Annotated in this window: 22 protein-coding genes and 1 pseudogene; 16 read left to right on the forward strand and 7 right to left on the reverse strand. The window is 65.2% G+C overall.

The features are described from left to right. The first annotated feature begins 239 nt into the window (after positions 1-239). The 5 genes from I6F12_RS23595 to I6F12_RS23615 all read left to right on the forward strand — a co-directional run bounded on the left by I6F12_RS23595 (position 240) and on the right by I6F12_RS23615 (position 6,087). Positions 240-2,807, forward strand: a complete 2,568-nt coding sequence (locus I6F12_RS23595; RefSeq protein WP_225157324.1) for an EAL domain-containing protein — start codon at positions 240-242, stop codon at positions 2,805-2,807. A gap of 170 nt (positions 2,808-2,977) precedes the next feature. Next, a complete protein-coding gene (locus I6F12_RS23600) occupies positions 2,978-3,226 on the forward strand; it encodes a hypothetical protein (RefSeq protein ID WP_225113365.1) in 249 nt (82 codons plus the stop codon). A gap of 190 nt (positions 3,227-3,416) precedes the next feature. Continuing rightward, positions 3,417-4,079 (forward strand): heme-binding beta-barrel domain-containing protein, encoded by a 663-nt coding sequence (locus I6F12_RS23605; RefSeq protein ID WP_225157325.1) that lies wholly within the window; start codon positions 3,417-3,419, stop codon positions 4,077-4,079. 19 nt (positions 4,080-4,098) lie between these two features. Beyond that, the gene (locus I6F12_RS23610; RefSeq protein ID WP_036027015.1) at positions 4,099-4,806 is read left to right on the forward strand and encodes a RibD family protein; all 708 of its coding nucleotides are present in this window, start codon (positions 4,099-4,101) and stop codon (positions 4,804-4,806) included. A gap of 9 nt (positions 4,807-4,815) precedes the next feature. After that, complete coding sequence (locus I6F12_RS23615; protein WP_036027018.1) at positions 4,816-6,087, forward strand: NAD(P)/FAD-dependent oxidoreductase; 1,272 nt, start codon at positions 4,816-4,818, stop codon at positions 6,085-6,087. Between the two features lie 50 nt (positions 6,088-6,137). On the opposite strand, the gene I6F12_RS23620 is transcribed toward I6F12_RS23615, so the two are convergent. The 5 genes and pseudogenes from I6F12_RS23620 to I6F12_RS23640 form a co-directional block, all read right to left on the reverse strand. Next, positions 6,138-6,440 (reverse strand): hypothetical protein, encoded by a 303-nt coding sequence (locus I6F12_RS23620; RefSeq protein ID WP_036027019.1) that lies wholly within the window; start codon positions 6,438-6,440, stop codon positions 6,138-6,140. Between the two features lie 414 nt (positions 6,441-6,854). Then, entirely contained in the window at positions 6,855-7,460 is a 606-nt protein-coding gene (locus tag I6F12_RS23625; protein WP_225140509.1) for a hypothetical protein, read from the reverse strand. A 229-nt stretch (positions 7,461-7,689) separates the two neighbouring features. After that, a pseudogene (locus I6F12_RS23630) lies at positions 7,690-9,001 on the reverse strand (tetratricopeptide repeat protein). Between the two features lie 11 nt (positions 9,002-9,012). Beyond that, positions 9,013-10,023, reverse strand: a complete 1,011-nt coding sequence (locus I6F12_RS23635) for an aldo/keto reductase (protein WP_225157326.1) — start codon at positions 10,021-10,023, stop codon at positions 9,013-9,015. 297 nt (positions 10,024-10,320) lie between these two features. Continuing rightward, a complete protein-coding gene (locus I6F12_RS23640) occupies positions 10,321-10,746 on the reverse strand; it encodes a PaaI family thioesterase (protein ID WP_225157327.1) in 426 nt (141 codons plus the stop codon). 70 nt (positions 10,747-10,816) lie between these two features. Between I6F12_RS23640 and I6F12_RS23645 the strand changes: the two genes are divergently transcribed. Together I6F12_RS23645 and I6F12_RS23650 are read left to right on the forward strand one after the other, a co-directional pair. After that, positions 10,817-11,443 (forward strand): CoA pyrophosphatase, encoded by a 627-nt coding sequence (locus I6F12_RS23645; RefSeq protein WP_225144909.1) that lies wholly within the window; start codon positions 10,817-10,819, stop codon positions 11,441-11,443. Between the two features lie 56 nt (positions 11,444-11,499). Then, the gene (locus I6F12_RS23650) at positions 11,500-12,717 is read left to right on the forward strand and encodes a hypothetical protein (protein WP_225157328.1); all 1,218 of its coding nucleotides are present in this window, start codon (positions 11,500-11,502) and stop codon (positions 12,715-12,717) included. Positions 12,718-12,844: 127 nt separating this feature from the next. Here I6F12_RS23650 and I6F12_RS23655 read toward each other — a convergent pair whose 3' ends face one another. Continuing rightward, positions 12,845-13,150, reverse strand: coding sequence for a hypothetical protein (locus tag I6F12_RS23655; protein WP_225157329.1), 306 nt, complete (start codon positions 13,148-13,150; stop codon positions 12,845-12,847). 193 nt (positions 13,151-13,343) lie between these two features. Here I6F12_RS23655 and I6F12_RS23660 point away from each other — a divergent pair, with 193 nt between their 5' ends. The 5 genes from I6F12_RS23660 (at position 13,344) to I6F12_RS23680 (ending at position 18,672) form a co-directional block, all read left to right on the forward strand. Further along, on the forward strand, positions 13,344-13,823 hold the full coding sequence (locus I6F12_RS23660) for a hypothetical protein (protein WP_036014322.1): 480 nt from the start codon (positions 13,344-13,346) through the stop codon (positions 13,821-13,823). 344 nt (positions 13,824-14,167) lie between these two features. After that, a complete protein-coding gene (locus I6F12_RS23665) occupies positions 14,168-15,115 on the forward strand; it encodes a TAXI family TRAP transporter solute-binding subunit (protein WP_036027036.1) in 948 nt (315 codons plus the stop codon). Positions 15,116-15,277: 162 nt separating this feature from the next. Beyond that, a complete protein-coding gene (locus I6F12_RS23670) occupies positions 15,278-17,398 on the forward strand; it encodes a TRAP transporter permease (RefSeq protein ID WP_036039900.1) in 2,121 nt (706 codons plus the stop codon). After that, the gene (locus tag I6F12_RS23675; protein WP_225151903.1) at positions 17,359-17,772 is read left to right on the forward strand and encodes a DUF1850 domain-containing protein; all 414 of its coding nucleotides are present in this window, start codon (positions 17,359-17,361) and stop codon (positions 17,770-17,772) included. The genes I6F12_RS23670 and I6F12_RS23675 overlap by 40 nt, the downstream gene beginning before the upstream one ends. Positions 17,773-17,865: 93 nt before the next feature. After that, on the forward strand, positions 17,866-18,672 hold the full coding sequence (locus I6F12_RS23680; protein ID WP_225157330.1) for a glucose 1-dehydrogenase: 807 nt from the start codon (positions 17,866-17,868) through the stop codon (positions 18,670-18,672). A 65-nt stretch (positions 18,673-18,737) separates the two neighbouring features. On the opposite strand, the gene I6F12_RS23685 is transcribed toward I6F12_RS23680, so the two are convergent. Continuing rightward, positions 18,738-19,073 carry an antibiotic biosynthesis monooxygenase family protein gene (locus I6F12_RS23685; protein WP_225147332.1) on the reverse strand — a complete coding sequence of 112 codons (336 nt, stop codon included), beginning with the start codon at positions 19,071-19,073 and terminating at the stop codon, positions 18,738-18,740. A gap of 151 nt (positions 19,074-19,224) precedes the next feature. On the opposite strand from I6F12_RS23685, the gene I6F12_RS23690 reads away from it, so the two are divergent. The 4 genes from I6F12_RS23690 to I6F12_RS23705 all read left to right on the forward strand — a co-directional run bounded on the left by I6F12_RS23690 (position 19,225) and on the right by I6F12_RS23705 (position 23,710). Continuing rightward, entirely contained in the window at positions 19,225-20,466 is a 1,242-nt protein-coding gene (locus tag I6F12_RS23690) for an FAD-binding protein (protein WP_036014306.1), read from the forward strand. Further along, complete coding sequence (gene glcF, locus I6F12_RS23695; protein ID WP_225144905.1) at positions 20,466-21,788, forward strand: glycolate oxidase subunit GlcF; 1,323 nt, start codon at positions 20,466-20,468, stop codon at positions 21,786-21,788. The genes I6F12_RS23690 and glcF overlap by 1 nt, the downstream gene beginning before the upstream one ends. A gap of 85 nt (positions 21,789-21,873) precedes the next feature. Continuing rightward, a complete protein-coding gene (locus I6F12_RS23700; protein ID WP_036039910.1) occupies positions 21,874-22,233 on the forward strand; it encodes a hypothetical protein in 360 nt (119 codons plus the stop codon). Positions 22,234-22,696: 463 nt separating this feature from the next. After that, positions 22,697-23,710: a TorF family putative porin gene (locus I6F12_RS23705; protein ID WP_036027050.1), complete on the forward strand. Its 1,014-nt coding sequence runs from the start codon at positions 22,697-22,699 to the stop codon at positions 23,708-23,710. The last annotated feature ends 20 nt before the right edge of the window (positions 23,711-23,730 follow it).

Here is a 23,730-nt window from a genome sequence, read left to right on the forward strand (position 1 = left end):
CTGAAGAATTGAGCTTCCTCCAAACAAAAACTTAAGGCTGTTTCGGCTACCTTCGCGCTATGAACGGCACCCGCGCGGGTGTCCCTGTGCAGTCGAGGCGGAGACAAGGCGATGCCAATACTGCGGGCGAGCGCAGTTCTGCCCTGGCGGCCGAAGCGGGGGTGCGCGTCGTGATTCCCGCAGGGGCAGTTCGCAAAGCCGGAAGAGCGATCCTGCGGAATGCTCCGCTGCAGATCGCATTGTTCTTTCTCCCCCTGGTCTGGATCGGCTATTTCGCGATCACCGCCTCCGAGCGGATGGACGCGATCCAGCAAGCGCGGTCGCACGGCAACAGCGTCGCCGAATTGTTCGAGGAGAACACCGAGCGCATCTTCGAGCGCGTGGATCAGTCGTTGCTGGTGGTACAGGCACTCTACGCCCAGGATCCGCAGGCCTTCAGCCTGAAGTTCTGGTCCGACAAGGCCCGCCTCGCCACCGGCGACGTGGTCCAGTTCGCTCTGATCGGATCGGACGGATACATGACCGAGACGACGGCGGGCTATTCCGGTCCGCCACTTTATCTCGGTGATCGCGAGCACTTCATTCATACCATGTCGCAGGTCGACGATCGCCTTTACGTGGCGAAGCCGGTGCTGGGCCGCGCGTCCAAAAAGTGGACGATACAGCTCGCGAGAAAGCTGTTCGATCTCGCCGGCAATCGGGTCGGCGTGGTTGTCGGCTCGATCAGCGTCGACGTCGTCGGCAGGTTCTACGACACCGCAAAGCTCGGCGTCGGGGGAACGCTGGTGCTCAGGAATGCGAGCCACGTGGTGCTCGCCGCCCGGGGCGTGGACCAGGGGTCAGTGCTGGGACAAAGCGCGCCGAGCCGCGTCGCGGGCGAACTGGGCGACGGCTTCTATGCGCAATATTGGAACGAGAACCGACCGGACCGCAGCGACCGACTGATCACGGCGCGCAGGTCGCGCGCGTTTCCGCTCATCTTCACCGTCGGCATTTCGGAGCAGGAGATCTATTCCCGCTCCGCCTTCAGGCAGAAGGTCTATCTCGGCGGCGCGGTGCTGCTCACGTTCATCATCCTCGCCGCGACGACATTTCATTGGCGACGGCAGCAGGCGCTGGATCGCGCCCACCGCGAGCGGCGCGATTTCGCCAGCAAGTTCGAGGATGCGCTCAGGAACCTCCCCCAGGGCTTGAGCATGTTCGATGGCCGCGACCGTCTGATCGCGTTCAACCGGCAATGGCTCGAACTTTACGACCTCGTGCCGGAAGACATCCGGATCGGCATGGACTTCCGGGAGGTGTTCGCGAAGCAGACCGCCGTGCTCGACGTCGAGGCGTACCTCGTCGATTTGAAGAACCGGCTCGCCCAGTCGGAGCAGATCTCGAACACCGTGCAGTTTCCGGACGGCCGGGTCGTCTACATCTCCTACGGCCGGCGCGAGGACGGCGGCTGGGTTGCCACGCATGAGGACATCACCGAGCGCAAGGCGTCGGCGGACCGCATCGAGCGGCTCGCGCATTACGACAGCCTGACCGGCCTTGCCAATCGCAACCTGTTCAAGGAGCGCATCGACGAGGCGCTGGCCCGCCCGCGCCGGCCGGAGCCCGCGTTCGCCGTACTCCTGCTCGATCTCGACAAGTTCAAGTCGGTCAATGATGCGCTCGGCCACCAATGCGGCGACGCGTTGCTGAAGCAGGTTGCCGACCGGATCAAGGCGCAGATCCGTGATGCCGATACGGCGGCGCGAATCGGCGGCGATGAATTTGCCGTCATCGTCGCACCCGGCGGGGCCGCGATGCGCGACGGCGCTGAAAGCCTGGCCGCGCGGCTGGTCGAGGCCATTGCCGAACCCTTTCACATCGATGGCCACCCCGTCGTGAGCGGCTGTAGCATTGGCCTTGCGCTCGTGCCCGAGCACGGCACGCGGGTCGACGAGATCCTTCGCAACGCCGATCTTGCGCTCTACAGGTCGAAGAATGCCGGCAGAAACTGCTTCCACGTCTATTCACCGGAGCTCAAGGCGGAAGCGGATCAACGCAACGTGCTCGAGATCGAGCTGCGTGAAGCGATCTGGCGTGAGGAGATAGAGCTGTTTTATCAGCCTGTGATCGAGCTCGGCACTGGTCGGGTAAAATCGGTCGAGGCCCTGGCGCGCTGGCATCACGGCACCAGGGGCTACGTCCCTCCGGCGGAGTTCATTGCGGTTGCCGAGGCGGGGGGACTGATCGTGGAGCTCGGCCACCAGGTGCTCGCCAGGGCCTGCCGCGATGCGATGAACATGCCGGGCGACATCAAGGTCGCTGTCAATCTCTCCGCCCTGCAATTTGCCAGCGCCAATCTCGTCGACACCGTGACCTTTGCGTTGACGCAGAGCGGGCTTCCGCAGACCCGGCTCGAGCTCGAGATCACCGAGAGCGTTTTTCTCGCCGACACCGAGGAGAACCTCAGGACGCTCCAGCGCCTCAAGGCGCTCGGCGTCTCCATTGCCCTCGACGATTTCGGTGTCGGATACTCGTCGTTGTCCTATTTGACGGCCTTTCCTTTCGACAAGGTCAAGATCGACAAATCCTTCATCGACAGGATCGATCGCTGCGAGACCGTCGCCGTGCTGAAATCCATCGTGCAGCTGGCAAAGACGCTGAAGCTGTCGATCGTCGCCGAGGGGGTCGAGTCCTCGGAACAGGTCAGACGGCTCCAATCACTCGGCATCCCGCTCGGCCAGGGATTTCACTTCAGCAAGCCCGTGCCGCTTGCAAGCCTCTCCTGGCAAGCCCCCACGGCGCGCCGGAAACGGCGGGTGGCGTGAGGTCAATGCCTCAGGCGTTTTCATCATGCCTCGCCACTGCAGCCCCTTCGGCCGAAGAGCGTTCCTCAATTGCCGGTTCGGAAGCCTGCGCCCGTCCTGGCACTCCCCTTGCTCAGTCCTGATCCAAGCCCGGGCCTCGGTGGAGAGGCCGTTTCAGGTTGAGGCAAGTGATGCAGGAAGTGTCCCGTTCTGGTGCTGTTGACGAACTCCGGCTCGACGCGTTGATCGCCGATCTATGGTGGCGCGTTCGGCTGATTAATACCGACATTCTCGAGGAAGAGGCGCGCGCCGGGGTGTTCGACCCGGTTCAGCCGACCTACCCGCTTCTCGCGGCCAACCTTCGCGCCCGGCGCGACAATCTGGTCGCGACGATCGGCGTGCTCGAGCAGCGTGCGAGATCGGTGTCGGAAGCGGCTTGAAGCGGTCGCGGGGGCGCGCCAGCCTCGGCGTCTTCGTCAACCGGCCCGGCTGCAGCGCCAGAGGCGGGCGCGGGATGCAATGCGCATCCTCGCATGGCTCGAATGCCTCCGACGCTGTGCCGCTAACAGTTGAATTCAGGCCGCCGCCTGCCCGTGTTATGGCTGGTCTCTGCACCCCCGCGAGGCCGCCATGCTCCCCATTCCCGCCGATATCTTCACCGAACCCGAGGACGTCTCGCCCGACGGCCTGGCCAATCTCGGCCCGCTTCGGCGTCTTGCCGGCACCTGGCAGGCGGACAAGGGCATCGACATCAATCCGAAGGCGGAAGGGCCGGAGCGGCGGACCTTCATCGAGCACATCCGCATGGATCCGATCGATCCGCAGGCCAACGGGCCGCAGCTGTTGTACGGGCTGCGGTACCACATCCACATCAACACGCCCGAGGAAGACATTACCTTCCACGACCAAGTCGGCTACTGGCTGTGGGAGCCGGCGACCGGGCTGATCATGCAGACCCTGGCGATCCCGCGCGGGCAGGTGCTGCTGGCCTCGGGCAAGGCCGGGCCCGACGACAAGACGATCTCGGTCACTGCCAAGCGCGGCGACACCGCCTACGGGATCTGCTCGACCGATTTTCTGGAGCAGGCCTTTCGCACCGATGCTTACCGCTGCGACATCACCTTCAACGACGACGGCAGCTGGACCTATCTGATCCAGACCGAGTTGTTCGTGCGCGGCGCGCCGTTCAATCACCACGACACCAACACGCTCCAGCTCATAGCGCCACCCAGGCTTAATCCGCTGGCCGCGATTGTGAACGATCGTGCCGCGCGCGGTGGACCCGCGGCCTGAGCGCTGCCCTGAGGATTGCATGAAACCGTATGTCATCTGCCTGATGCACTCCAGCCTCGACGGGCGCACGCATCCCAGCCGCTGGCGTCCGAAGGGCGCGGGCACGGACTGGTTCGAGAAGATCCACGATGAGCTCGGCGGCGATGCTTGGGTGATCGGCCGCGTCACGGGTTCGGAGTTCGCCAAGGGCAGGCCCTATCCCTCGACAGACGCGAAATTTCCGCGCGAAAACTGGTTCGCCCGGCGCGACGCGAAGACCTATGGCGTCGTGCTCGATGCAGAGGGCAAGATCGGCTGGGGGCGCGCGGAGATCGGCGGCGATCCGATCGTCGTCGTGCTGACCGAGAACGTCCCGGATTCGCATCTCGCTGGCCTCCGCAGCGAGGGCGTGTCCTACATCTTTGCCGGCAAATCCGAGATCGACCTCGCACTGACGCTGGACATTCTCAGCCGCGAGCTCGGCGTGAAGCGCCTGCTGGTCGAGGGCGGCGGCGTTGCCAACGGCGCGTTCCTGCGCGCCGGCCTCATCGACGAATTCAACCTGATCCTCAGCCCTGCGATCGACGGCGCAAAGGGCGCCCCGTTCGTGTTCGATTCCACCGAGGCCGACAGCGACCGGCGCGCGCCGATCGCCGCGATGACGCTGGAGAGCACGCGCGAGCTCGGCGGCGGCGTCCTGCTGCTGCGCTATCTGATCCAGAACGACCCGCAAGCCGTGAGCCGGTAAGGCGCGGCCATGTCCGATCCGTCCGAGCACATCGTCATCGTCGGCGCCGGCGCGGCCGGCCTGATGGCGGCGCGCGAGCTGGCGCGTGCCGGCAGCAAGGTGACGATCCTGGAGGCGCGCCAGCGCTGCGGCGGCCGCATTCATCCGCTGCCGGCCTCGCAGTTCGGCTATGCCGCCGACGGCGGCGCCGAGTTCGTCCATGGCGAGGCGCCGGTCACACGCGCATTGCTGCGCGAAGCCGGCCTGTCGCTTCAGGAGATGGAAGGCGAGCAGTGGCGCTTTGACGGGACGAAGCTCACGCGCGAGCGCGACGATCCCCATGAAGCGGAGCTTCAGGCCAAGCTGGCGGACTTGAAGGACGACCTCACGGTCGCCGACTTCCTGCGCCGGCATTTTGCAGGCGACAATTACGCGCCGCTGCGCCATTCGATCGAGCGGATGGTCGAAGGCTATGACGCGGCCGATCCCGAACGCGCCTCCACGCTGGCGCTGCGCGCGGAATGGATGGACGGCGGGCACGCTCCGCAGGCGCGCATCGAAGGCGGCTACGGCGCGATGATCGATTTCCTGGCGGCCGACTGCCGCAGGCAGGGCGTCACCATCCGCCTCGGCAGCGTTGTGTCGGCGATTGCGGAGGAGGGCGGCGCGGTGATCGTTCGCTGCGCCGGCGGCGACGTGCACGCCTGCGACCGCATGATCCTCACCGTGCCGCTGCCGCTGCTGCGCGAGATCGCGCTACCGGCAGGCGCGCGTGCCAAGCTGGCTGCTGTCGACGACATCGGCTTTGGCAACGTCATCAAGATCCTGCTGCGCTTCGCGCGGCCATGGTGGCGCGAGCGCAAGGAAGACCTTGCGGACATGACCTTCCTGCTGTCGGATGAGGCGATCCCGGTCTGGTGGACGCGCTATCCGGACCAGCATCCCGTGCTGACGGGCTGGTTCGGTGGCCCCCGCACGGCCGAGCTGGAAAGCCTCGACGCGCGAGCATTGATCGATGCCGGGCTCGGCTCGCTCGCCGCAATCTTCGGCCTGCCGCGCGATCACATCGTGCGCGAGCTGGTGGCGTCCGCCGCGACTAACTGGGCGCATGATCCGTTCGCGCGCGGCGCCTATTCGTGGGCGACGCCGCGCACGCGCGCGGCACAGGCGATCCTCGCGCGCGGCGACGGCTTGGTGCTGTTTTCCGGCGAAGCGCTCTATCGCGGCCGCGACATGGGCACGGTCGAGGCGGCACTGGCGAGCGGCCTGGAGACGGCGGACATGATCCTTCGGGGACAATGAAAAGAGGCCCGCATCTGATGCGGGCCTCTCGTCGCGTGTCTCTCCAGATCTTACCAGCGGCCGCCGCCGAAGCTGAACGTCACGCCGGGGCCTCCGCCGTAATAGCCGTAGGGCCCGCCGCCGTAATAGCCGTGGTGCCGCGGGTAATAACCGTAGCTCCTGTAATACGGCCGGTAATAGCCGTGATGATGCCGCCAATGATGATGGTGGCGGTAATGCCTGCGGTGCGCGCTGATGTCGGTGGTCTGGCTTTCCTGCGCGGTCTGCTTGGCACTTGTATTGCCGGCCGCACTCGCCGATCCACCGGCCAACGCCGCAGCACCAAGGGCGATCGCGGCAATGAGATATTTCATGTCATCACTCCAGTTGAAGGTCGTGTGACAACACATGAGTATCCCGCGCGTTCCAGCCACTGCGGGCGTCGAAACGACGCAGATTTTCAGTTCCCCGATGAACGCACGTTAACGTTTGTGAACGAGCGAAGGCCGCGCGATCTATCGTCGCATGAAGAGGCATGGCCTGCGACTCGCGCCCCGAACGCGGCGCAGCTTCTCTTCGACGATGCGGTGCGAGTCCGGGACACGAGAGTGGCGCATGTAGATTTTCGCAACTGGCACGGATGCGGATTAGGAAAGCGGTGTCGCTCGGAGAGCGCAGCGAGGATCGCATCCTGTCTGCGATGAATGTACGACCGTGATAGCTGAGCGCAGTGCCAGGGCTCCGTGGCATCAGCGCGATCGTACACGTTGACGCCAGCGGACACGGACCTACTTGAACGGGTCCTGGATCGACGGGGCCGACTGACGGATGCGGCGCACGCTGACCGGGGTGCCGTCGGAGACGAACAGCAGCTCGTATTTGCGGCCCTCGCTGTCGGTCGCCGAGCAGGTGACGTCGTTCACCTTTCTGGCGGCGAAGTTGCCGGTCTGGCGGCAGATGCCGGTCGAGGTCTGCTCGGCCGGCACCGGCAGGCCGTCGACCTTGGGGCGGTTCTTGGAGTTGAGCAGCACGCGGTCGATCCGCAGCTCGTAGGAATTGTCGTCGGCGCGCTTGCCATTCTCGCCGGAGAACGACACCACGTGGCTGTCATCGGAGGGATCGTCGACCGCGACCGCGAAATTGACCCGGCCCGTGTCGCCATGGGCATAGGCCACCGTCTTGCACGGGAAGGTGCGGCCCGCGACCCTGAACGTCTTGCAGTGGCCGGACATCAGCGCCAGGAGATCGATGAAGGCGTTCGGCTGCGCGGGCGGATTGTTGACCGGAACGGGTTTGGAAGTCTCGGCAAAACAAGGACTTGCCGCGATCACGAGCAACGCGGCGAGGACCAATCGGCGAAGGCGCGTCGTCGGGCTCATGAGCCAGGGGGCCATGGCGGAAGAGTTCCGCACCGTAACCATCGAACCGCAAGTTGGTTGCGATCCCGTTTGTGCTGCAAATCCCGTCTGGAATATCACCGCGTCAACCCCGAGGGCGATTCGTCCAAATCGCCCGATCCGTCCCGGCGGCCACATGCCATCAGGGCGGTGTTTTTTTCGTGGCGGAGCATGATCCGAAAAAGTGCGTAGCGGTTTTCCGAAAAAATCATGCTCAAACAATAACCTAACCCATTGCCGCCTGCCAGCGCCTGTCGCGGAAGGAGGGGCGGCGGTGGAGGCGGGCGTCCAGCACGGCGCGGGCGCGGGGCAGCTCACCGCTGCGCATGAGCGCGACGATATAGGTGTCCTCGATCAGCTCGCGCTGGGCGTGGCTGCCGCCGATGCGCACGACCTCGCCGAGCACCGGCGCGAGCATCTGCACGCAAGTCCGGTAATCCTCATCGGCGAAAGCCGCGAGTGCGCGGAAGATCGCCGGCACCACAGGGCCCGCCGGCAGCTTGCCGTCGGCAAGCCGCTGCTCGATCGCCGCAAGGCGGGCGGCGAGCGCTTCGCGATTCTGCGTCGCGGCTGCGAATAGCGCCATGTGGACGTCGGCAAAGGACAGACTCGATTTCGGACAGTTTTTGCGCGGCGGCGTCGGCTTCCTGCCACAGCGCCTTCGGCACCGCATGACCGTACATCGACAGGCGCCACAGCAGCGAAGCGCTGTCGGTGATGACGTTGAGCGGCGGCGCCTGCGTGGCAGTGGGCCGAAGCACGTCGGCATAGATCGCGAGCGCCCGCGCCGCATCGCCATGCTCGAGCGCGCCGAGCGCCTGATGCCAGCTTATATGGCCGTGGAGGATTCCGGAGCGGTCATAAGCCGGGAGCCATTCGTCCACGAGACGATCGGCGTCCTCGATCGATCCGTCCTCGAACATCGCATGCAGCACCGCGTGCGCGGCGTGGGCATTTTCCCGGCGCAGATGGAAGCCGCGCTCGGTGACGGCGCGGCCGCGCGCGACGTCGCCATTCTCCGTCATCGCCCAGCCGGACATGGTGAGGAACCACCAGTCCTCGCCGTAATGTGGGGCGACGCGTTCGCAGAGCTCGTGCCGGGCGCGGTCGTGATCGGCCATGCCTGAGAAGGCGAACAGGCCGAACACGCCAAGCGGCAGCGACAGCACCAATGCGTCGCGGGGCCATGCGTCGATATGCTTCAGCGTCGATGCGATCGCCTCCGGCAGCCGGCCCTCGATCGCGAGCGCCAGCGTCTCGACATGCGAGCGCTCGCGCTCGCTGCCGCGCCCGGCCACGAGCTCGCGCGCGCGTGCCGCCTTTTGCCGCGCGAGATCGCCCTGCTGGTAGAAGGCATGAACGCGGCCGCGGGCGATGTGGGCCAGCGCGAAATCAGGGTCGGCCGCGATCGCGCGCTCCAGCATCTCCGCCGTGCCGGTCCAGCCCGCGAGCATGAGGTCGACGCCGTCGCGATAGGCGGATGCTGCCTCGTGCGAGGTGGTGGAGAGCGGCAGGCCGTAGCGGTCTTGAAGCGCCATCGAAGGCCCCCTCACGCCGTCCGCGCGCGGCGGCCTTCGATCGGATAGGCCGGATCATTGTAGCCTGGCGTCGAGGGATGGCCTGGCGTCACCAGGCGGTCGATCAGCGCCTCGTCCTCCGCGGTGAAACGATAATCGAGCGCGCTGATGTAGCCGTCCCATTGCTCCTCGGTGCGGGGACCGGCGATCACCGACGAGACGAAGGCGGAGTTGAGCACCCAGCCGACCGCGAACTGGCCGGCGGTGATGCCTTTCGTGTCGGCGTGAGCCTTGATCTCCTGCGCAAGCTGGAGCGATTCCGGCCGCCATTCGGTCTGCATCATGCGGGTGTCGTTGCGCCCCGCGCGCGTCTCCTTGTCGGGCGCTGCATCCACCCTGTACTTGCCGGTGAGCACGCCGCGCGCCAACGGGCTATAGGGCACGATGCCGAGACCGTAATAGGCGCAGGCCGGAAAGTGCTCGACCTCCGGCATGCGGTTCATGGCGTTGTAATAAGGCTGGCTCACCGCGGGCCGGTCGATGCCGAGTCGGTCGCAGATGTTGCAGATCTCAGCGACGCGCCAGGCGCGGTAGTTGGAGACGCCGAAATAGCGCACCTTGCCGGCGTGGATCAGGTCGCTCATGGCGCGCACCGTCTCCTCCAACGGCGTGGCATGGTCTTCCTTGTGCAGATAGTAGATGTCGATGTGATCGGTGCCGAGCCGCATCAAGCTCTCGTCCGCCGCCTGCAACACCCAGCGCCGCGACAGTCCGCCGCGATTGGGATCGTCCCCCATGGGGTTTGCGAGCTTTGTGGCAAGCACCCAGGCACCACGATTGCGCGCGATGGCGCGGCCGACGACCTCCTCGGAGGCGCCTTTGGAATAAGCGTCCGCTGTGTCGATGAAATTGATCCCGGAATCGCGTGCCTTGTCGATGATCCGCTTCGACGTGGCTTCATCGGTCGGCCCGCCGAACATCATGGTGCCCAGGCAAATCGGCGAGACCTTGAGGCCGCTGCGGCCGAGCTGGCGGTATTGCATGGGCGAGTCCTCGATGTTGGTGGACGGCAGCATAGCCAGCAAAGTCCGTCATTGCGAGCGCAGCGAAGCAATCCAGAGATGTGTCCGCGGAGGGATGCTGGATTGCTTCGCTGCGCTCGCAATGACGGTGGGGCACGTTTGCGCCTCACATTCAGTGTCATCGCCCGCGAAGGCGGGCGATCCAGTACGCCGAGACAGTCGTGATCGATCGAGGGGCCGCGACGTACTGGATTCCCCGCCTTCGCGGGGAATGACGGCTGCGGGTGTGGCGCGCAGCAGCGCCGGCCTGATCGCCCGCTACCCCGGCCCCTTCAAGATCTTGAACACGCCGTTCGCCATCACGATGCAGCGGTCGTCCACGGCCACCTCGGTGCTCATGAAGATCAGGCTGCGGGTCGAGCGCACCACGCGCGGGCGGGAGATCAGGGTGTCGCCGATCTGGCCGGCCTCGACGAAATGGGTGTCGAGCTGCACCGTCGCCAAGTACTCCTTGCCGGAGACGTAACGGGCCGTCATGCCGCAGGTGCGATCGGCGAACGTCATCATCACGCCGCCCTGGACCATGCCGCGGCGGTTGTGGTGCTTGTCCTCGGTCGCGAGCGCGAATTCGTAATGGCCGTCGACCTTGCGCTCCCACAACGGGCCGATCAGATGCAGGAAGCCCGTGGTCTCCAGGATGCTCCAGCCCTCTGATTTCAACCTTGCGGCGGCCTTGCTGGTCATGTCGTCGTTCGTCCTTGCAACGCGATGTCTCCTCGTTTCATCAGATGCAGTCCTGGTGTAGTCAAGCATCATGAGAGCGTTCGACGATGCCACCAGACGGAATATCGCAGAGGCCTGCGCGGCCTTCGCGCGGCTGCCCGACACAGCCGAGCCGCCGGCGCTGAAGCGCGCCGCGGTGGTGCTGGCGCTGACCGAATCCGACGACGGTGGCGACACCGCCTTCTTGCTCACCAGGCGCGCCTCGCACCTGCGCGCCCATCGCGGCCAATGGGCGCTGCCCGGCGGACGCTGCGATGCCGGCGAGACGCCGGTCGAGGCGGCGCTGCGCGAGCTCGACGAAGAGCTCGCACTCGCGCTGTCAGCCGATGCGGTGCTCGGCCTGCTCGACGATTATCCGACGCGCTCGGGCTATCTGATCACGCCGGTCGTGGTCTGGGCGGCCGATAGTGCTGCGATCCGCCCGAACCCGGACGAGGTCGCCTCCGTTCATCGCATCGCGCTGGCCACGATCGAGCGCGACGATGCCTTCGATTTCACTGAGATCCCCGAGAGCAACCGCCGCGTGATCCGCTTCCATCATCAGATGAGCCTGATCCATGCCCCGACCGCGGCGCTGATCTACCAGTTCCGCGAGGTGCTGGCGGGGCGGCACACCCGCGTCACCGACCTGGAACAGCCGGTATTCGCCTGGACGTGACGATGGTAAACGGCGCGTTAACGCGACGGTTACCGGATGCCTGCTAAGAAGGCAGCATGCATCATTCGATTCGAAACAAATTGGCGCTGGTTCCGCTCGCGCTCGTCCTGATCTCGCCCGCGGCGCGCGGCGCTGAGGCCGAGGCGCTGCCGCCCGCCGTTCGAAATGCCAACGCCCAGCTGCTGTCGCAGTTTTTCGCACAAGGCGGGGGGGCTTCGCCGGCCGTGCTCGAATATCGCCGCAAGCTCGCGGAATATCAGGCCGCGCGCGCCGCCTTCGATGCCGAGGCCGGCGCCTATTGGAGCCAGATCTCCGAGAAGCGGAAGACGCGGAACGCCAAGCGGCGCAATGGGCAGCAGATCACGCTCGATGATTACGTGCTGGAGCATCCGCCGCTCTATACCGGGCCGAAGAAGCCGGTGAATCCGGAGCCGGAGGAAACGCCGGATCGCCCCGCGAGAAGACCGATTCCCGTGGTCGCCGATTTCCTGCGTGCGGCGCAGGAACTCTACCAGTTCACGCCGCAACGCCCGTCCAGCGAGCTCGAGTTCAAGCGCGCCTATGCGCGCTACGCTCTGGCCCATGGCCTGACGCGCGAGCAGGCGGTGCGGGTCTATTCGTTCGAGACCGGCGGCACCGGCAGTTACGACGTGCAGGCGGGCATCGAGCATGGCGGCAAGCGCGCGATCTCGACCGCGATGGGCTACAACCAGCTGCTCACCACCAACAGCGTCGAGCTGCTCGCCGAGCAGGGCCATGAACTGATCCGCGCGCTGTCCGAGAAGGTGACGCGCACATCTGGACCGGCGCGGCATGCGCTCGAGCACAAGCTCACTGTCCTGAAGAAGATGGTGGCCCACGCCAAGTCCGTGCCCGACACCTGGTCGGAGCACGAGAAGATGGGCGCCACCCCGCAGGGCTGGGCCATGCATGCGATGGTGCTCGACGTTGACATCGGACCGATGCTGCAGACCCACAAGCTGCTGACTTCGGTGCATTTCGCCCGCGCCAAGGGACACTCGCGCCCGCTGTCGGCGGCCGAGCTCGAGATGATGAACCTCACCGGCGACGGCACCGGCCTCGACATGGTGACGATGCCGCAAGCGATGCGCGAGCGGGTGCCGACCTCGAATTTCTTCCAGCGCGGCGGCTATGAGCGCAACCCAGTCGCGATCCGCCACAACACGGTGGCGAAGCTGCTGGCCGTGACCGACGAGCGCATGGACGTGAACAGCGGCAAACCCGGCGCAAGGGAATTGGCAGGGGCGTTCTAGGACGCTGGCGTAGGGTGGGCAAAGCGAAGCGTGCCCACCATTCGTTGATTCGACGATATGAGATGGTGGGCACGGCACTAACGCGCCTTTGCCCACCCTACGCTCTGTCGCCTGCGAGCGCGGGCCCCTACTGATCCGGCCCGAACTTGAACTTGCCGTCACCCTCCAGATACGGGCCGGTGCGCATGTAGAGCTGGCCGTTCTGGCCGATGAAGAACAGCGTGCCCTTGGGCACCTTCTTGGCGCCCTTCAAGAGCTCGCCGGCGTTGCTGGTCCCCATCTTGTAGGAAAAGGTCTTGCCCTCCCTGTCGTAGACGTAGCCGGTGTCGGTCTTCAGCTCCCAGGGCGTCGCTGCGGTTTGCGCCAATGCGGGCGCTGCCAATGCGCCGAGGGCGGCTGCGATTGCAAATGTCTTGATTGAAAATGCCGTCATCCCATCCTCCCAAGATCGGGACATTCCATGATTGAACAAATCACGAACGATGCGTCCCGGTCAACTTGCGATAGCGCCGCAGCGCATCACGTCTTGCCCAGCAGTTTGTGATTTTCCCTCCGTCCCCTCGCGACTATGTTCCGCTTTCCGTTTAGAACGCAACTCGACAAAAATATTGGTGGGGATGATTCGAATGAACCTTGTCGTCAAAGCCTGCTCGGCTGCCGCGCTGTTGCTCACGGCGCTGGCGCCGGCCGCCCAAGCCGATGACTACCGGCTCAGCCACAACCAGCGGATTTCGTGCAGCCGCGGCCTTGCCCCGGGCAAGCTGAACACGGCGACCTGCAAGTCCTACACCTATCTCTTCAACACCAGGACCTCGGAATATTTCCGCTGCCAGGTCTCCCTGGCGCTGACCCGCGACAACAAGGAAGTCATCAACGTCCAGACCGACGGCGGCTGCACCAAGAAACCGCGCATTTTCGAGACCGACGGCAAGTACGATTTCGACGCCACCGAGACCGAGCCGCCGAACACCAATTCGTTCTTCGGCCCCGGCGGCTATTCGGTCTGGGCCGCCGACGTCGGCGCGCAGAAGGTGCGCGGCTGCATCACCATCTCCTCCGGCCTCGGCTCCGACATCTCCAAATGCCTGGACATGACGTTCCAGTGAGCGAGCGCTCGATAGCCACTGCGTAGACGGTGCGCTCCCTGCCCCGCCTACGGGGGAGGGCTGGGGAGAGGTGTCTCCGCATCGGGACAATCTCCTAGAGGAGAAAACCCTCACCCGCGCCTTTGGCGCGACCTCTCCCGCAAGCGGGAGAGGTGACCGAGCAAGCCGCTCCGACTCGAATCTAACGCGACTCCAGTCCCGCTGCGCCACCTCGCCGCACCGTCCGGTTCCCAAAAACCCAGCGGGAACGGCCCTTTGCCGCAGTCCTGTTTTGCCTTTTGGATGGGTTGACCCGCATCCCTCGTCCGGCCAATTTCGCCGCCGGTTTGGGGAGAACAACAACCATGAAACGGACGATTTTCGGCGCGGCCGCGGCTCTGGCTCTGGCGGCGTCGGCACCTTGCGCCCAGGCGCAATCCTTCATCAACGTGCTGACCGGCGGCACCTCCGGCGTCTACTATCCGCTCGGGGTCGCGATCGGAAAGATCTACGGCGAAAAGATTCCGAACGTGAAGACGCAGGTGCAGGCCACCAAGGCGTCGGTCGAGAACCTGATCCTGCTGCAGCAGGGCCGCGGCGAGCTGGCGTTCACGCTGGGCGACTCGCTGAAAGCCGCCTGGGAGGGCGAGGAGGAGGCGGGCTTCAAGACCAAGCTCGACAAGCTGCGCACCATCGGCGCGATCTACCCGAACTACATCCAGATCGTCGCGACCGCCGACAGCGGCATCAAGACGCTCGCCGATCTCAAGGGCAAGAGCCTGTCGGTCGGTGCACCGAAGTCGGGCACCGAGCTGAACTCCCGCGCGATCCTGGCCGCTGCCGGCATGAGCTACAAGGAGCTCGGCAAGGTCGAATATCTGCCGTTCGCCGAATCCGTCGATCTCATGAAGAACCGGCAGCTCAACGCCACGCTGCAATCGGCCGGGCTCGGTGTCGCCTCGCTGAAGGACCTCTCGACCTCGAGCCCGATCACGGTGGTGTCGGTGCCGAAGGAGACCGTCGACAAGATCGGCCCGCCCTTCGTGGCGGCGACCATTCCGGCCAACACCTATACCGGCCAGGACAAGGACGTGCCGACTGCGGCCGTGATCAATTATCTGGTCACCAGCTCCGCCGTCTCGGACGATCTCGCCTATCAGATGACCAAGCTGGTCTATGAATCGCTGCCCGAACTCGTCACTGCGCACGCGGCCGGCAAGGAGATCAAGCTCGAGACCGCCGCCACCGGCAGCCCGGTCCCGCTGCACCCCGGGGCGATCCGCTATTACAAGGAAAAGGGGCTGATCAAGTAATCAGCTCCTGTCGTCGGACGTCATGGCCGGGCTTGTCCCGGCCATCCACGTTCTGCGGCTGTGCATGGAAGTTTCGTGGATGCCCGGGACAAGCCCGGGCATGACGGCTCGGGACATACCGTGCCAATGCTACAAGCGCTCGACGATTGGGGATGGGCTGAGATGCTGGAAAAGGCAGAGGGGACTGAGATCGCGCCCGACAAGGTCAAGGTCGAGTTCGACAATTTCGAGCATGGCTTCCCAGAAGGCTTCGGCCCGGGCTGGTGGGGCCGGCTCGCCTACTGGATCGGCATCGCGTTCGCGATCTTCCAGCTCTACGTCGCCGCCTTCAACTATCTGCCGAGTCAGGTGGTGCGCGGCGTCCATGTCGGCTTCCTGCTCCTGCTCACCTTCGGCCTGATCGCCAACTTCACCGCGAAGAGCAATTTCGGCCGTGCGCTGGGCTGGGCGATCGGCGCCGCCGGCTTCTACTGCGGTCTCTACCAATGGATCTTCTATGCCGACCTGATCGCGCGCGACGGGGATCCGACCAGGCTCGATCTCGCCGTCGGCACCCTACTCGCGGTGCTGATCTTCGAGGGCACGCGGCGGCTGATGGGCGCGGCGCTGCCGCTGATGTGCGGTGCGTGTCTCGTCTATTGGTTCTTCGGTCAGTACCTGCCGTCGCCGCTCAACCATCGCGGCTATGATTTCGACCAGATCGTCACGCATTTGTCGTTCGGCACCGAAGGCTTTTACGGCGTGCCGGTCTACGTCTCCGCGACCTACATCTTCCTGTTCATCCTGTTCGGCTCGTTCCTGGAGCGCGCCGGCATGATCCAGCTGTTCACCGATGTCTCGCTCGGCCTGTTCGGCCGCACCCGCGGTGGACCTGCCAAGGTCGCGGTGTTCGCTTCGGGCATGATGGGGACCATCTCCGGCTCGGGCGTCGCCAACGTCGTCACCGTCGGCCAGTTCACGATTCCCTTGATGATCAGGTTCGGCTACCGCCGCGCCTTCGCGGCCGGCGTCGAGGCGACGGCCTCGATGGGCGGCCAGATCATGCCGCCGGTGATGGGGGCGGTCGCCTTCATCATGGCCGAGACGCTCGGCGTGCAATATTCGGAGATCGTCAAGGCCGCCGCGATCCCCGCGATCCTCTATTTCGCCTCCGCGTTCTGGATGGTGCATCTGGAAGCCGGCAAGCACGGCCTCGTCGGCATGAAGCGTTCGGAGATCCCGAGCGCCTGGAAGGCGCTGGTGACGCGCTGGTACCTTGTGCTGCCGCTCGCAGCGCTGGTCTACATGCTGTTCGAAGGTTTTACACCGCTCTATGCCGGCAGCATGGGCCTTGCGCTGACGGTGACGCTGATCCTCGGCACTGCCATCACGACGGGCGCCTCCTCGAACGTGATCCGGACCATCTTCTGGGTCGGGCTCGCGCTCGTCGTCGCGGCATTGTCGCGCGACGGCCTCCAGATCGTGCCGGTCGCGACCGTCGTGGTCGGCCTGATCGTGATCACGGCCTTCGTACGCGGCGGCTTCGCGGCGTTGCGCGCCTGCCGCGATGCGCTGGCCGAGAGCGCAAAATCCGCCATCACCGTCGGCATGGCCTGCGCGATCGTCGGCGTCATCATCGGCATGATGTCGCAGACCGGCGTCGGCACCATTTTCGGCGGCTGGGTGATCGGGCTCGGCGAGAAGAGCCTGTTCCTGGCGCTGGTCATGACCATGCTGCTGTCGATCCTGCTCGGCACCGGCATTCCGACCATCCCGACCTACATCATCACCGCCGCGCTCGCAGCTCCCGCGCTGGCCAAGCTCGGCGTGCCCTTGATCGCGAGCCACATGTTCGCATTCTATTACGGCATCATGGCCGACCTCTCGCCGCCGGTGGCGCTCGCCGCGCTTGCGGCGGCGCCGATCGCCAAGGAGAACCCGGACAAGATCGGCTGGGAGGCGATGCGCATCGCGCTCGCCGGCTACGTCATTCCCTTCATCTTCGTCTATTCGCCGGCCTTGATGCTGCAGGCCGGCGATCCCATGGCGGCCAAGCTCGGCTTCTACGGCGCGGTGGCGCTGGCGAGCTTGAAGGCGCTGGTGGCGATCGGCCTGTTCGGCATGGCCGCGATCGGCTTCCTGTTCACGCGGCTGACGCTGATCGAGCGCCTGGTCGCGCTCGGCGCCGCGTTCTGCCTGCTCGGCGAATTCCCCTTCAGCGATACTGCGGGCTTCGTGCTCGCCGCCGCGCTGGTGCTGTGGCAATGGCGGCAGCGTCCGCCGGCGCCGGTCGAGGCGGTGTGAGCCTCTGTCTTGCGACAGCGGGCGGCGTGAAAGCGCTGACGCTGTCCGCGTTCACGCTTGTCTGGACGCATTCGATCGCGAAGGTCGAATGGCAGGAAGACTGGCGCCTCACGCCATCAGGCCTCGAGCTGGTGCAAGCCCGCGTCAAGGGCACCGGCCCCGGCATGGAGCCGCCGGCCGAGGCGCGGCTGGTCGACGGCTGGTTTCAATGGCGGCCGCAGCGTGCGCCGATGCCGGAATTGGTGCTCGGCAATTCCGGCGCGGCCGGAGAATGGCGGCTGTGCCATGACGGGACGTGCTGGACATTGTCGGAGATTGTCGGGCATCCCATTGGTGCTAACGTCACCACGTTGAGCGTCTGCAAAGAACCGTAGCCCGGATGGAGCGGAAGCGTAATCCGGGACCACTGCCCCGGATTGCGCTGCGCTCCATCCGGGCTACAAGAACAACAACACGGGAGACACGCGATGGATCGGCTCAAGGGCAAGGTTGCGATGGTGGTGGGGGCCGGCTCGATCGGTCCAGGCTGGGGTAACGGCAAGGCGACCGCGGTGACCTTTGCGCGCGAGGGCGCGCAGGTGTTCTGCGTCGATCGCAACGGTGCCGCGGCCGAGGAGACCGCCAGGATCATCAGCGGCGAGGGCGGCAAGGCGATTGCGTTCACGGCCGACGTGTCGCGGCCTGCCGAGATCGAGGCGATGGTCGCGGCGTGCCTCAAGGCCTATGGCCGCATCGACGTGCTCGACAACAATGTCGGCATCGCCGAGATGGGCAGTGTCGTCGAGGTGAGCGAAGAAAGCTGGGACCGCGTCTTCAGCGTCAACCTCAAGAGCGCCTATCTCGCCATGAAGCACGTCGTTCCCGTCATGGTGAAGCAGGGCGGAGGCTCGATCATCAACATCTCCTCGATCGCCTCGATCCGCCACATGGGCATCTCCTACGTCACCTACGGCGCCTCGAAAGCGGCGATGAACCAGATGACGCGCACCACAGCGATCGAGTTCGCGCGCCATCACGTCCGGGTCAACGCGATCCTGCCCGGCCTGATGAAGACGCCGATGGTCGAGCACTCCGCCGGCCTCGCCGCCAGCTACGCCAAGGGCGATGTCGAGGCGATGTGGCGCGCGCGCGACGCGCAGGTGCCGATGGGCCATATGGGCGATGCATTCGACGTCGCCAACGCCGCGCTGTTCCTGGCCTCGGACGAGTCGAAATACGTGACGGGCATCGAGCTCGTTGTCGACGGCGGGATCACGTGCAAGGCCGGGGCTTGATCAGCCCCAGCTTGCACTGCGAGTCATAGTCGATAGCCCTGTCTTGCAAGAAGGAAGCAGATCATTCACAGCAAGGTGTATTGCGCGCGTTCGCGCCTGGCGAGCAGCGGCAGCGCCTGTTCCGCGATGTAGCTCTTGAAATGCGCGCTCTCCTGGTGGGCCCTGAAGGCGGCTTCGTCGCGGAACAACTCGTAGAAGAGGAACTGGGCCGGATTGTCCTTGGCGCGCGAGATCAGGAACAGCTTGACGCCTGGCTCGCGCTGCGCCTGAGGGAGGAAGCCGCGCAGGATTTCAGCAACCCGGTCGACCTCTTCGGCCTTTGCTTCCCATTGCGCCACGACGAGAAGTCCGCCGCCGATGGCCGGGTGGCCGGTCTGTTGATTCATTGCCTGTTCGGTCATGATGGAGCTCCCTGAGAATGCTCCATTCGATAGCGCAGCTCTGGGCGACAATGGTTCGATGAAGATCGTAGTGCGAATGTCGCCGAACGGCCCGACGTTCCGTCGCGGGTCGAATTGATTTCCTGCGCGAATTTCGCTACCGCCTTTTCCCGTGGATACGCTCAAGGTCAGAGACGCTAAAGACGTCGAAGAGGTGGTGCGCGCGGCGATCGCGAGCGAGCAGCCGCTCGAGATCATCGGCCATGGCGGTAAGCGCGGCATCGGCCACGCCATGGCGACCAACGCCGTGCTCGACGTCTCCGCACTCAATGCCGTCACCGCCTACGAGCCGAACGAGCTCATCATCACGCTCCAGGCCGGCGCGCCGCTGGCCGACGTGCTGGCGCTGATCGACGCCAAGAACCAGCAATTCGCCTTCGAGCCTGTAAACACCGCCCCGCTGCTCGGCACGACGGCAACAGGCACCATCGGCGGCATGATCGCGGCAGGGCTCGCCGGGCCGCGGCGGATCCGGGCGGGCGGAGCGCGCGACCACCTGCTCGGCGCGCATGCCGTCTCGGGTTTCGGCGACAGCTTCAAGACCGGCGGCAAGGTGGTGAAGAACGTCACCGGCTACGACCTCTGCAAGCTGCTGGCGGGGTCCTGGGGCACGCTGTCGGTGATGACCGAGGTCACGCTCAAGGTGATGCCCAAGCCCGAGGCCGAGCGGACGCTGTTGCTGCGCGGGTTAGATGATGCCGCCGCCAACAAGGCCATGACTGCGGCGCTGGGCTCGCCCTTCGACGTCTCCGCCGCCGCGCATCTGCCGAAATCCGCACTCCGGGCCGGGACCGAGGGGCTGGGCGACATTGCGGGCCAAGGCGAGGCCGAGGCGCTGACCGTGCTGCGGCTCGAGGGCATCACCGCGTCCGCTGCGCACCGCGCCGGCTCGCTGCGCCAATTGCTGGCGCCGTTTGGAACCGCGACGCTGATCGAGGACGTGGCATCCGCGGCCCTGTGGAGCGCGATCCGCGACGTGCTGCCGTTCGCGGCGAGCGGCGCGCTCGGCGCCTGGCCGGTCTGGCGGATCGTCTGCCCGCCGGCCTCGGGCGCGGCGCTGGGCACGCAGCTGGCGCGCGAGACGGGGGGCGATGTGATCTACGATTGGGGCGGCGGCCTGATCTGGGCGGCGCTCCCGCCGAAGCCGGACGCGCATGCCCCGGCGGTGCGTGCGCACGCGAACGCGGCCGGCGGGCATGCCACGCTGATCCGGGCGACTGATGATGTCAGGCGCGAGGTCGACGTGTTCCATCCGCAGGCGCCGGGGATTGCCGCGCTGAGCGAGCGGGTGCGCGCCAGCTTCGATCCGAAGATCATTCTCAACCGGGGGCGGCTCACGCGGAGCGCTGGCTGATGAAGACCGAATTCTCACTCGCGCAGCTCGCCGACCCCGATATCGCGGAAGCCGACAAGATCCTGCGCGCCTGCGTCCATTGCGGCTTCTGCACCGCAACCTGCCCGACCTATGTGCTGCTCGGCGACGAGCTCGATAGCCCGCGCGGCCGCATCTATCTGATCAAGGAGATGCTGGAGAAGGACCAGGCGCCGACCGCCGACGTGGTCAAGCATATCGACCGTTGCCTGTCGTGCCTTGCCTGCATGACGACCTGCCCCTCGGGCGTGAACTACATGCACCTGGTCGACCAGGCCCGGGTGCAAATCGAGCAGCGCTATCGGCGGCCGCTGACCGAGCGGCTGCTGCGCCAGGTGCTGGCCTTCGTCCTGCCGGACCCGCAGCGCTTTCGCGTCAGTATGTGGCTGGCGCGGCTCGCCCGTCCGCTCGGCGTCTTGCTGCCGACACCCCGGCCTGCGGCGACGCCGGGCTTGATCCAGCGCATCAAGGCGATGCTGGCGCTGGCGCCGGACCGGCTGCCGCCCGCAGGGCCCGCCGCCGGCAGCGTGTTCGCGGCGCTGGGCAAGAAGCGCGGCCGTGTGGCACTGCTCCAGGGCTGCGCCCAGCAGGTGCTGGCGCCGCGCATCAACCAGGCCGCCATCAGTCTCCTGACCCGCCACGGCATCGAGGTCGTCCTTGTCAGGGACGAGCAGTGCTGTGGCGCGCTGACCCATCACCTCGGCAACGACCAGGATGCGCTGGCGCGGGCTCGCGCCAACGTCGCGGCGTGGAGGAAGGAAATGGCCGGCGAGGGGCTCGATGCCATCCTGGTGACGACCTCCGGCTGCGGCACGGTGATCAAGGATTACGGCTATCTCCTGCGCGAGGACACAGCGTGCGCGGCCGATGCTGCGAGGGTCTCGGCGCTCGCCAAGGACATCACCGAATACGTCGCCGGCCTCGAGCTTGCGACCGCGGCGCGAGCGGACGACATCGTCGTCGCCTATCACTCCGCGTGTTCGTTGCAGCATGGACAGAAAATCACAGGGCTTCCGAAAGAATTGCTTTCCAAGAATGGATTCGTGGTGAAAGATGTGCCCGAGAGCCATTTGTGTTGCGGTTCGGCGGGGACCTACAACATTCTCCAGCCCGAGCTTGCGGGTCGGTTGCGTGATCGCAAGGTCGCCAACATCGCGAGCGTCAAGCCGGACATGATTGCCGCGGGCAATATCGGCTGCATGGTGCAGATTGCCAGTGGCACGTCAGTTCCGGTCGTACACACGATTGAGCTTCTCGATTGGGCGACGGGCGGGGCGCGGCCGGCACTGAACGCGCAGGTTTGAGCTTTCAGGAGCCCGAACTGTCCTCCCGAGGTGACGACTGAAGACGCCCGATCAAGCATTGTTCGGCGGCAACAGGAGGACCACGATGGCGAAAGCGAAGAAGAAGAAAAGCAAGAAGGCCAAAAAGGCCAAGAAGGCCGTAGCGGCGAAGAAGTCCGCGAAGAAGGCGACGAAGAAGAAGGCGGCCAAGAAGACCGCCAAGAAGTCTGCCAAGAAATCTGCCAAGAAGGCCGCCCCGAAGAAGGCTGCCAAGACGACCGCAAAGAAGTCGGCGGCCAAGAAGGCTGCTCCGAAGAAGGCCGCGAAGAAGGCGGCACCGAAGAAGGCGAAGGCAGCGCCTGCTCCGAAGCCGTCGGCACCGGCGGAGACTCCCGCGCCCGCCGAGACAAGCTGGGCGATGCCTTCGTCTTCTGCGGAAGCGGCGCCGGCCGAGGGGCAGGGGTAGGAAGGCGGTCTCTCATCGCCTTCGGACTGTCACTCGGGACTGTCACTCGGGACTGTCACTCGGGACTGTTACTCGGGATTGTTACTTGGGATTGTAACGAGAAGGCCGCGGCACCCCGGTGCTGCGGCCTTTTTGCATCGCGGAAAGCCGCCCTGGCAAAGGCGCTCCGGGCCCACCCTGATTCGTAGCGAAGGTGTCACGCCGCCTGGCGATCCCCGGGTTTACACGGGTCTGCACTGCACCTTGGAATGCAAATAATGTGATCGAGAAGCCACACAGCCTGACAACCTTTCGTGAATTCGTCAAAACGCCTAAAAAGTCGGCAGATGCCCGTGCTTTTTGCTTCACGGTTCCTGTCCATCGATCCAAATTGCCGCAGTGACGCAATTTTGCAGGTAGGCCGCATGCCCCGGGGGGCTTCCGGGGGCGACTGCTAAGTAAGAACGGGTAGATGGGGATCGAAATGAAAAAAGTGGCTTTGTTGGCAACGGCGCTGGCAATGGTGACGACGGGTTCGGCGTTCGCGGCAGATCTGCGCGTGAAGGCATTGAAGGCCCCGCCGCCCCCGGCGTTCGATCCTTGGGATATCGCCTTCGGCGGCGGCATCATGAGCGATTACGTCTTCCGCGGCATCACCCAGTCGAACCATAAGCCGGCCGTCACGGCCTATTTCGAGCCTCGCTACAACGTCACCAAGGACTTGCAGCTCTACGTCGGTACGTCGGCCTCGAGCATCTCCTTCCCGAACCGCGCTGCGGCGGAAGTCGATTTCTACGGCGGTATCCGCCCGACCTTCGGCATGTTCGCCTTCGACTTCGGTCTCTGGGGCTATCTCTATCCGGGCGGACAATGCTTCGGCTCGCAGTACACATTGGCTCAGGGCAATTGTGGCGGCGACATCGATTACTCGCAGGGGGCAATCGGCCTTCCGATCAACGGCAACTTCGCCAAGAAGGACGCCAGCTTCTTCGAAGCCTACGCCAAGCTGAACGTCGTCATCAACGACCAGTGGACGGTCGGCTTCAACGAGTACTACTCGCCGAACTTCCTGAACCTCGGCGCCTGGGGCAATTACGCCTCGATCACGGCCAAGTGGACCGCCCCGAGCACAATCTTCGGTGCCAGCGGCGTCGGCATGTACGTGTCGGGTGAGTTCGGCCGGCAGTGGTTCGGCACTTCCGACATCTTCTACGGCATCGCGGGCGATCCGGTTTATGCGAACGGCATCAAGGAGCCGAGCTATAACACCTGGAACGTCGGCGTCGGCTTCACCTACAAGGTGTTCACGCTCGATCTGCGTTATCACGACACCGACCTGAACAAGGGCGACTGCAACGCCTTGACCAGCGATCACACCGCGAAGTTCACCGGAAGCTTCACCCCCATCAACCCGGGCGGCTTCGGCTCCAACTGGTGCAGCGCGGCCGGCGTGGCCAAGCTCTCGTTCGACCTGACGGCGATGAGCAATCTGAAGTAAGCTTCTTCCCGAAACGACTT

Source organism: Bradyrhizobium sp. IC4059, assembly GCF_020193615.1.
Classification (GTDB): Bacteria; Pseudomonadota; Alphaproteobacteria; order Rhizobiales; family Xanthobacteraceae; genus Bradyrhizobium; species Bradyrhizobium yuanmingense.

Excerpts from the sequence above, each read along its gene's own strand:
- I6F12_RS23625 (WP_225140509.1), bottom strand. The coding sequence starts at position 7,460 with ATGGCCCCCTGGCTCATGAGCCCGACGACGCGCCTTCGCCGATTGGTC.
- I6F12_RS23645 (WP_225144909.1), top strand. The coding sequence starts at position 10,817 with ATGAGAGCGTTCGACGATGCCACCAGACGGAATATCGCAGAGGCCTGC.
- I6F12_RS23705 (WP_036027050.1), top strand. The coding sequence starts at position 22,697 with ATGAAAAAAGTGGCTTTGTTGGCAACGGCGCTGGCAATGGTGACGACG.
- I6F12_RS23605 (WP_225157325.1), top strand. The coding sequence starts at position 3,417 with ATGCTCCCCATTCCCGCCGATATCTTCACCGAACCCGAGGACGTCTCG.
- I6F12_RS23675 (WP_225151903.1), top strand. The coding sequence starts at position 17,359 with ATGGCGGCAGCGTCCGCCGGCGCCGGTCGAGGCGGTGTGAGCCTCTGT.
- I6F12_RS23655 (WP_225157329.1), bottom strand. The coding sequence starts at position 13,150 with ATGACGGCATTTTCAATCAAGACATTTGCAATCGCAGCCGCCCTCGGC.
- I6F12_RS23600 (WP_225113365.1), top strand. The coding sequence starts at position 2,978 with ATGCAGGAAGTGTCCCGTTCTGGTGCTGTTGACGAACTCCGGCTCGAC.
- I6F12_RS23650 (WP_225157328.1), top strand. The coding sequence starts at position 11,500 with ATGCATCATTCGATTCGAAACAAATTGGCGCTGGTTCCGCTCGCGCTC.
- I6F12_RS23610 (WP_036027015.1), top strand. The coding sequence starts at position 4,099 with ATGAAACCGTATGTCATCTGCCTGATGCACTCCAGCCTCGACGGGCGC.
- I6F12_RS23680 (WP_225157330.1), top strand. The coding sequence starts at position 17,866 with ATGGATCGGCTCAAGGGCAAGGTTGCGATGGTGGTGGGGGCCGGCTCG.
- I6F12_RS23620 (WP_036027019.1), bottom strand. The coding sequence starts at position 6,440 with ATGAAATATCTCATTGCCGCGATCGCCCTTGGTGCTGCGGCGTTGGCC.
- I6F12_RS23685 (WP_225147332.1), bottom strand. The coding sequence starts at position 19,073 with ATGACCGAACAGGCAATGAATCAACAGACCGGCCACCCGGCCATCGGC.
- I6F12_RS23635 (WP_225157326.1), bottom strand. The coding sequence starts at position 10,023 with ATGCAATACCGCCAGCTCGGCCGCAGCGGCCTCAAGGTCTCGCCGATT.
- I6F12_RS23640 (WP_225157327.1), bottom strand. The coding sequence starts at position 10,746 with ATGACCAGCAAGGCCGCCGCAAGGTTGAAATCAGAGGGCTGGAGCATC.
- I6F12_RS23615 (WP_036027018.1), top strand. The coding sequence starts at position 4,816 with ATGTCCGATCCGTCCGAGCACATCGTCATCGTCGGCGCCGGCGCGGCC.
- I6F12_RS23665 (WP_036027036.1), top strand. The coding sequence starts at position 14,168 with ATGAAACGGACGATTTTCGGCGCGGCCGCGGCTCTGGCTCTGGCGGCG.
- I6F12_RS23660 (WP_036014322.1), top strand. The coding sequence starts at position 13,344 with ATGAACCTTGTCGTCAAAGCCTGCTCGGCTGCCGCGCTGTTGCTCACG.
- I6F12_RS23670 (WP_036039900.1), top strand. The coding sequence starts at position 15,278 with ATGCTGGAAAAGGCAGAGGGGACTGAGATCGCGCCCGACAAGGTCAAG.
- glcF (WP_225144905.1), top strand. The coding sequence starts at position 20,466 with ATGAAGACCGAATTCTCACTCGCGCAGCTCGCCGACCCCGATATCGCG.
- I6F12_RS23700 (WP_036039910.1), top strand. The coding sequence starts at position 21,874 with ATGGCGAAAGCGAAGAAGAAGAAAAGCAAGAAGGCCAAAAAGGCCAAG.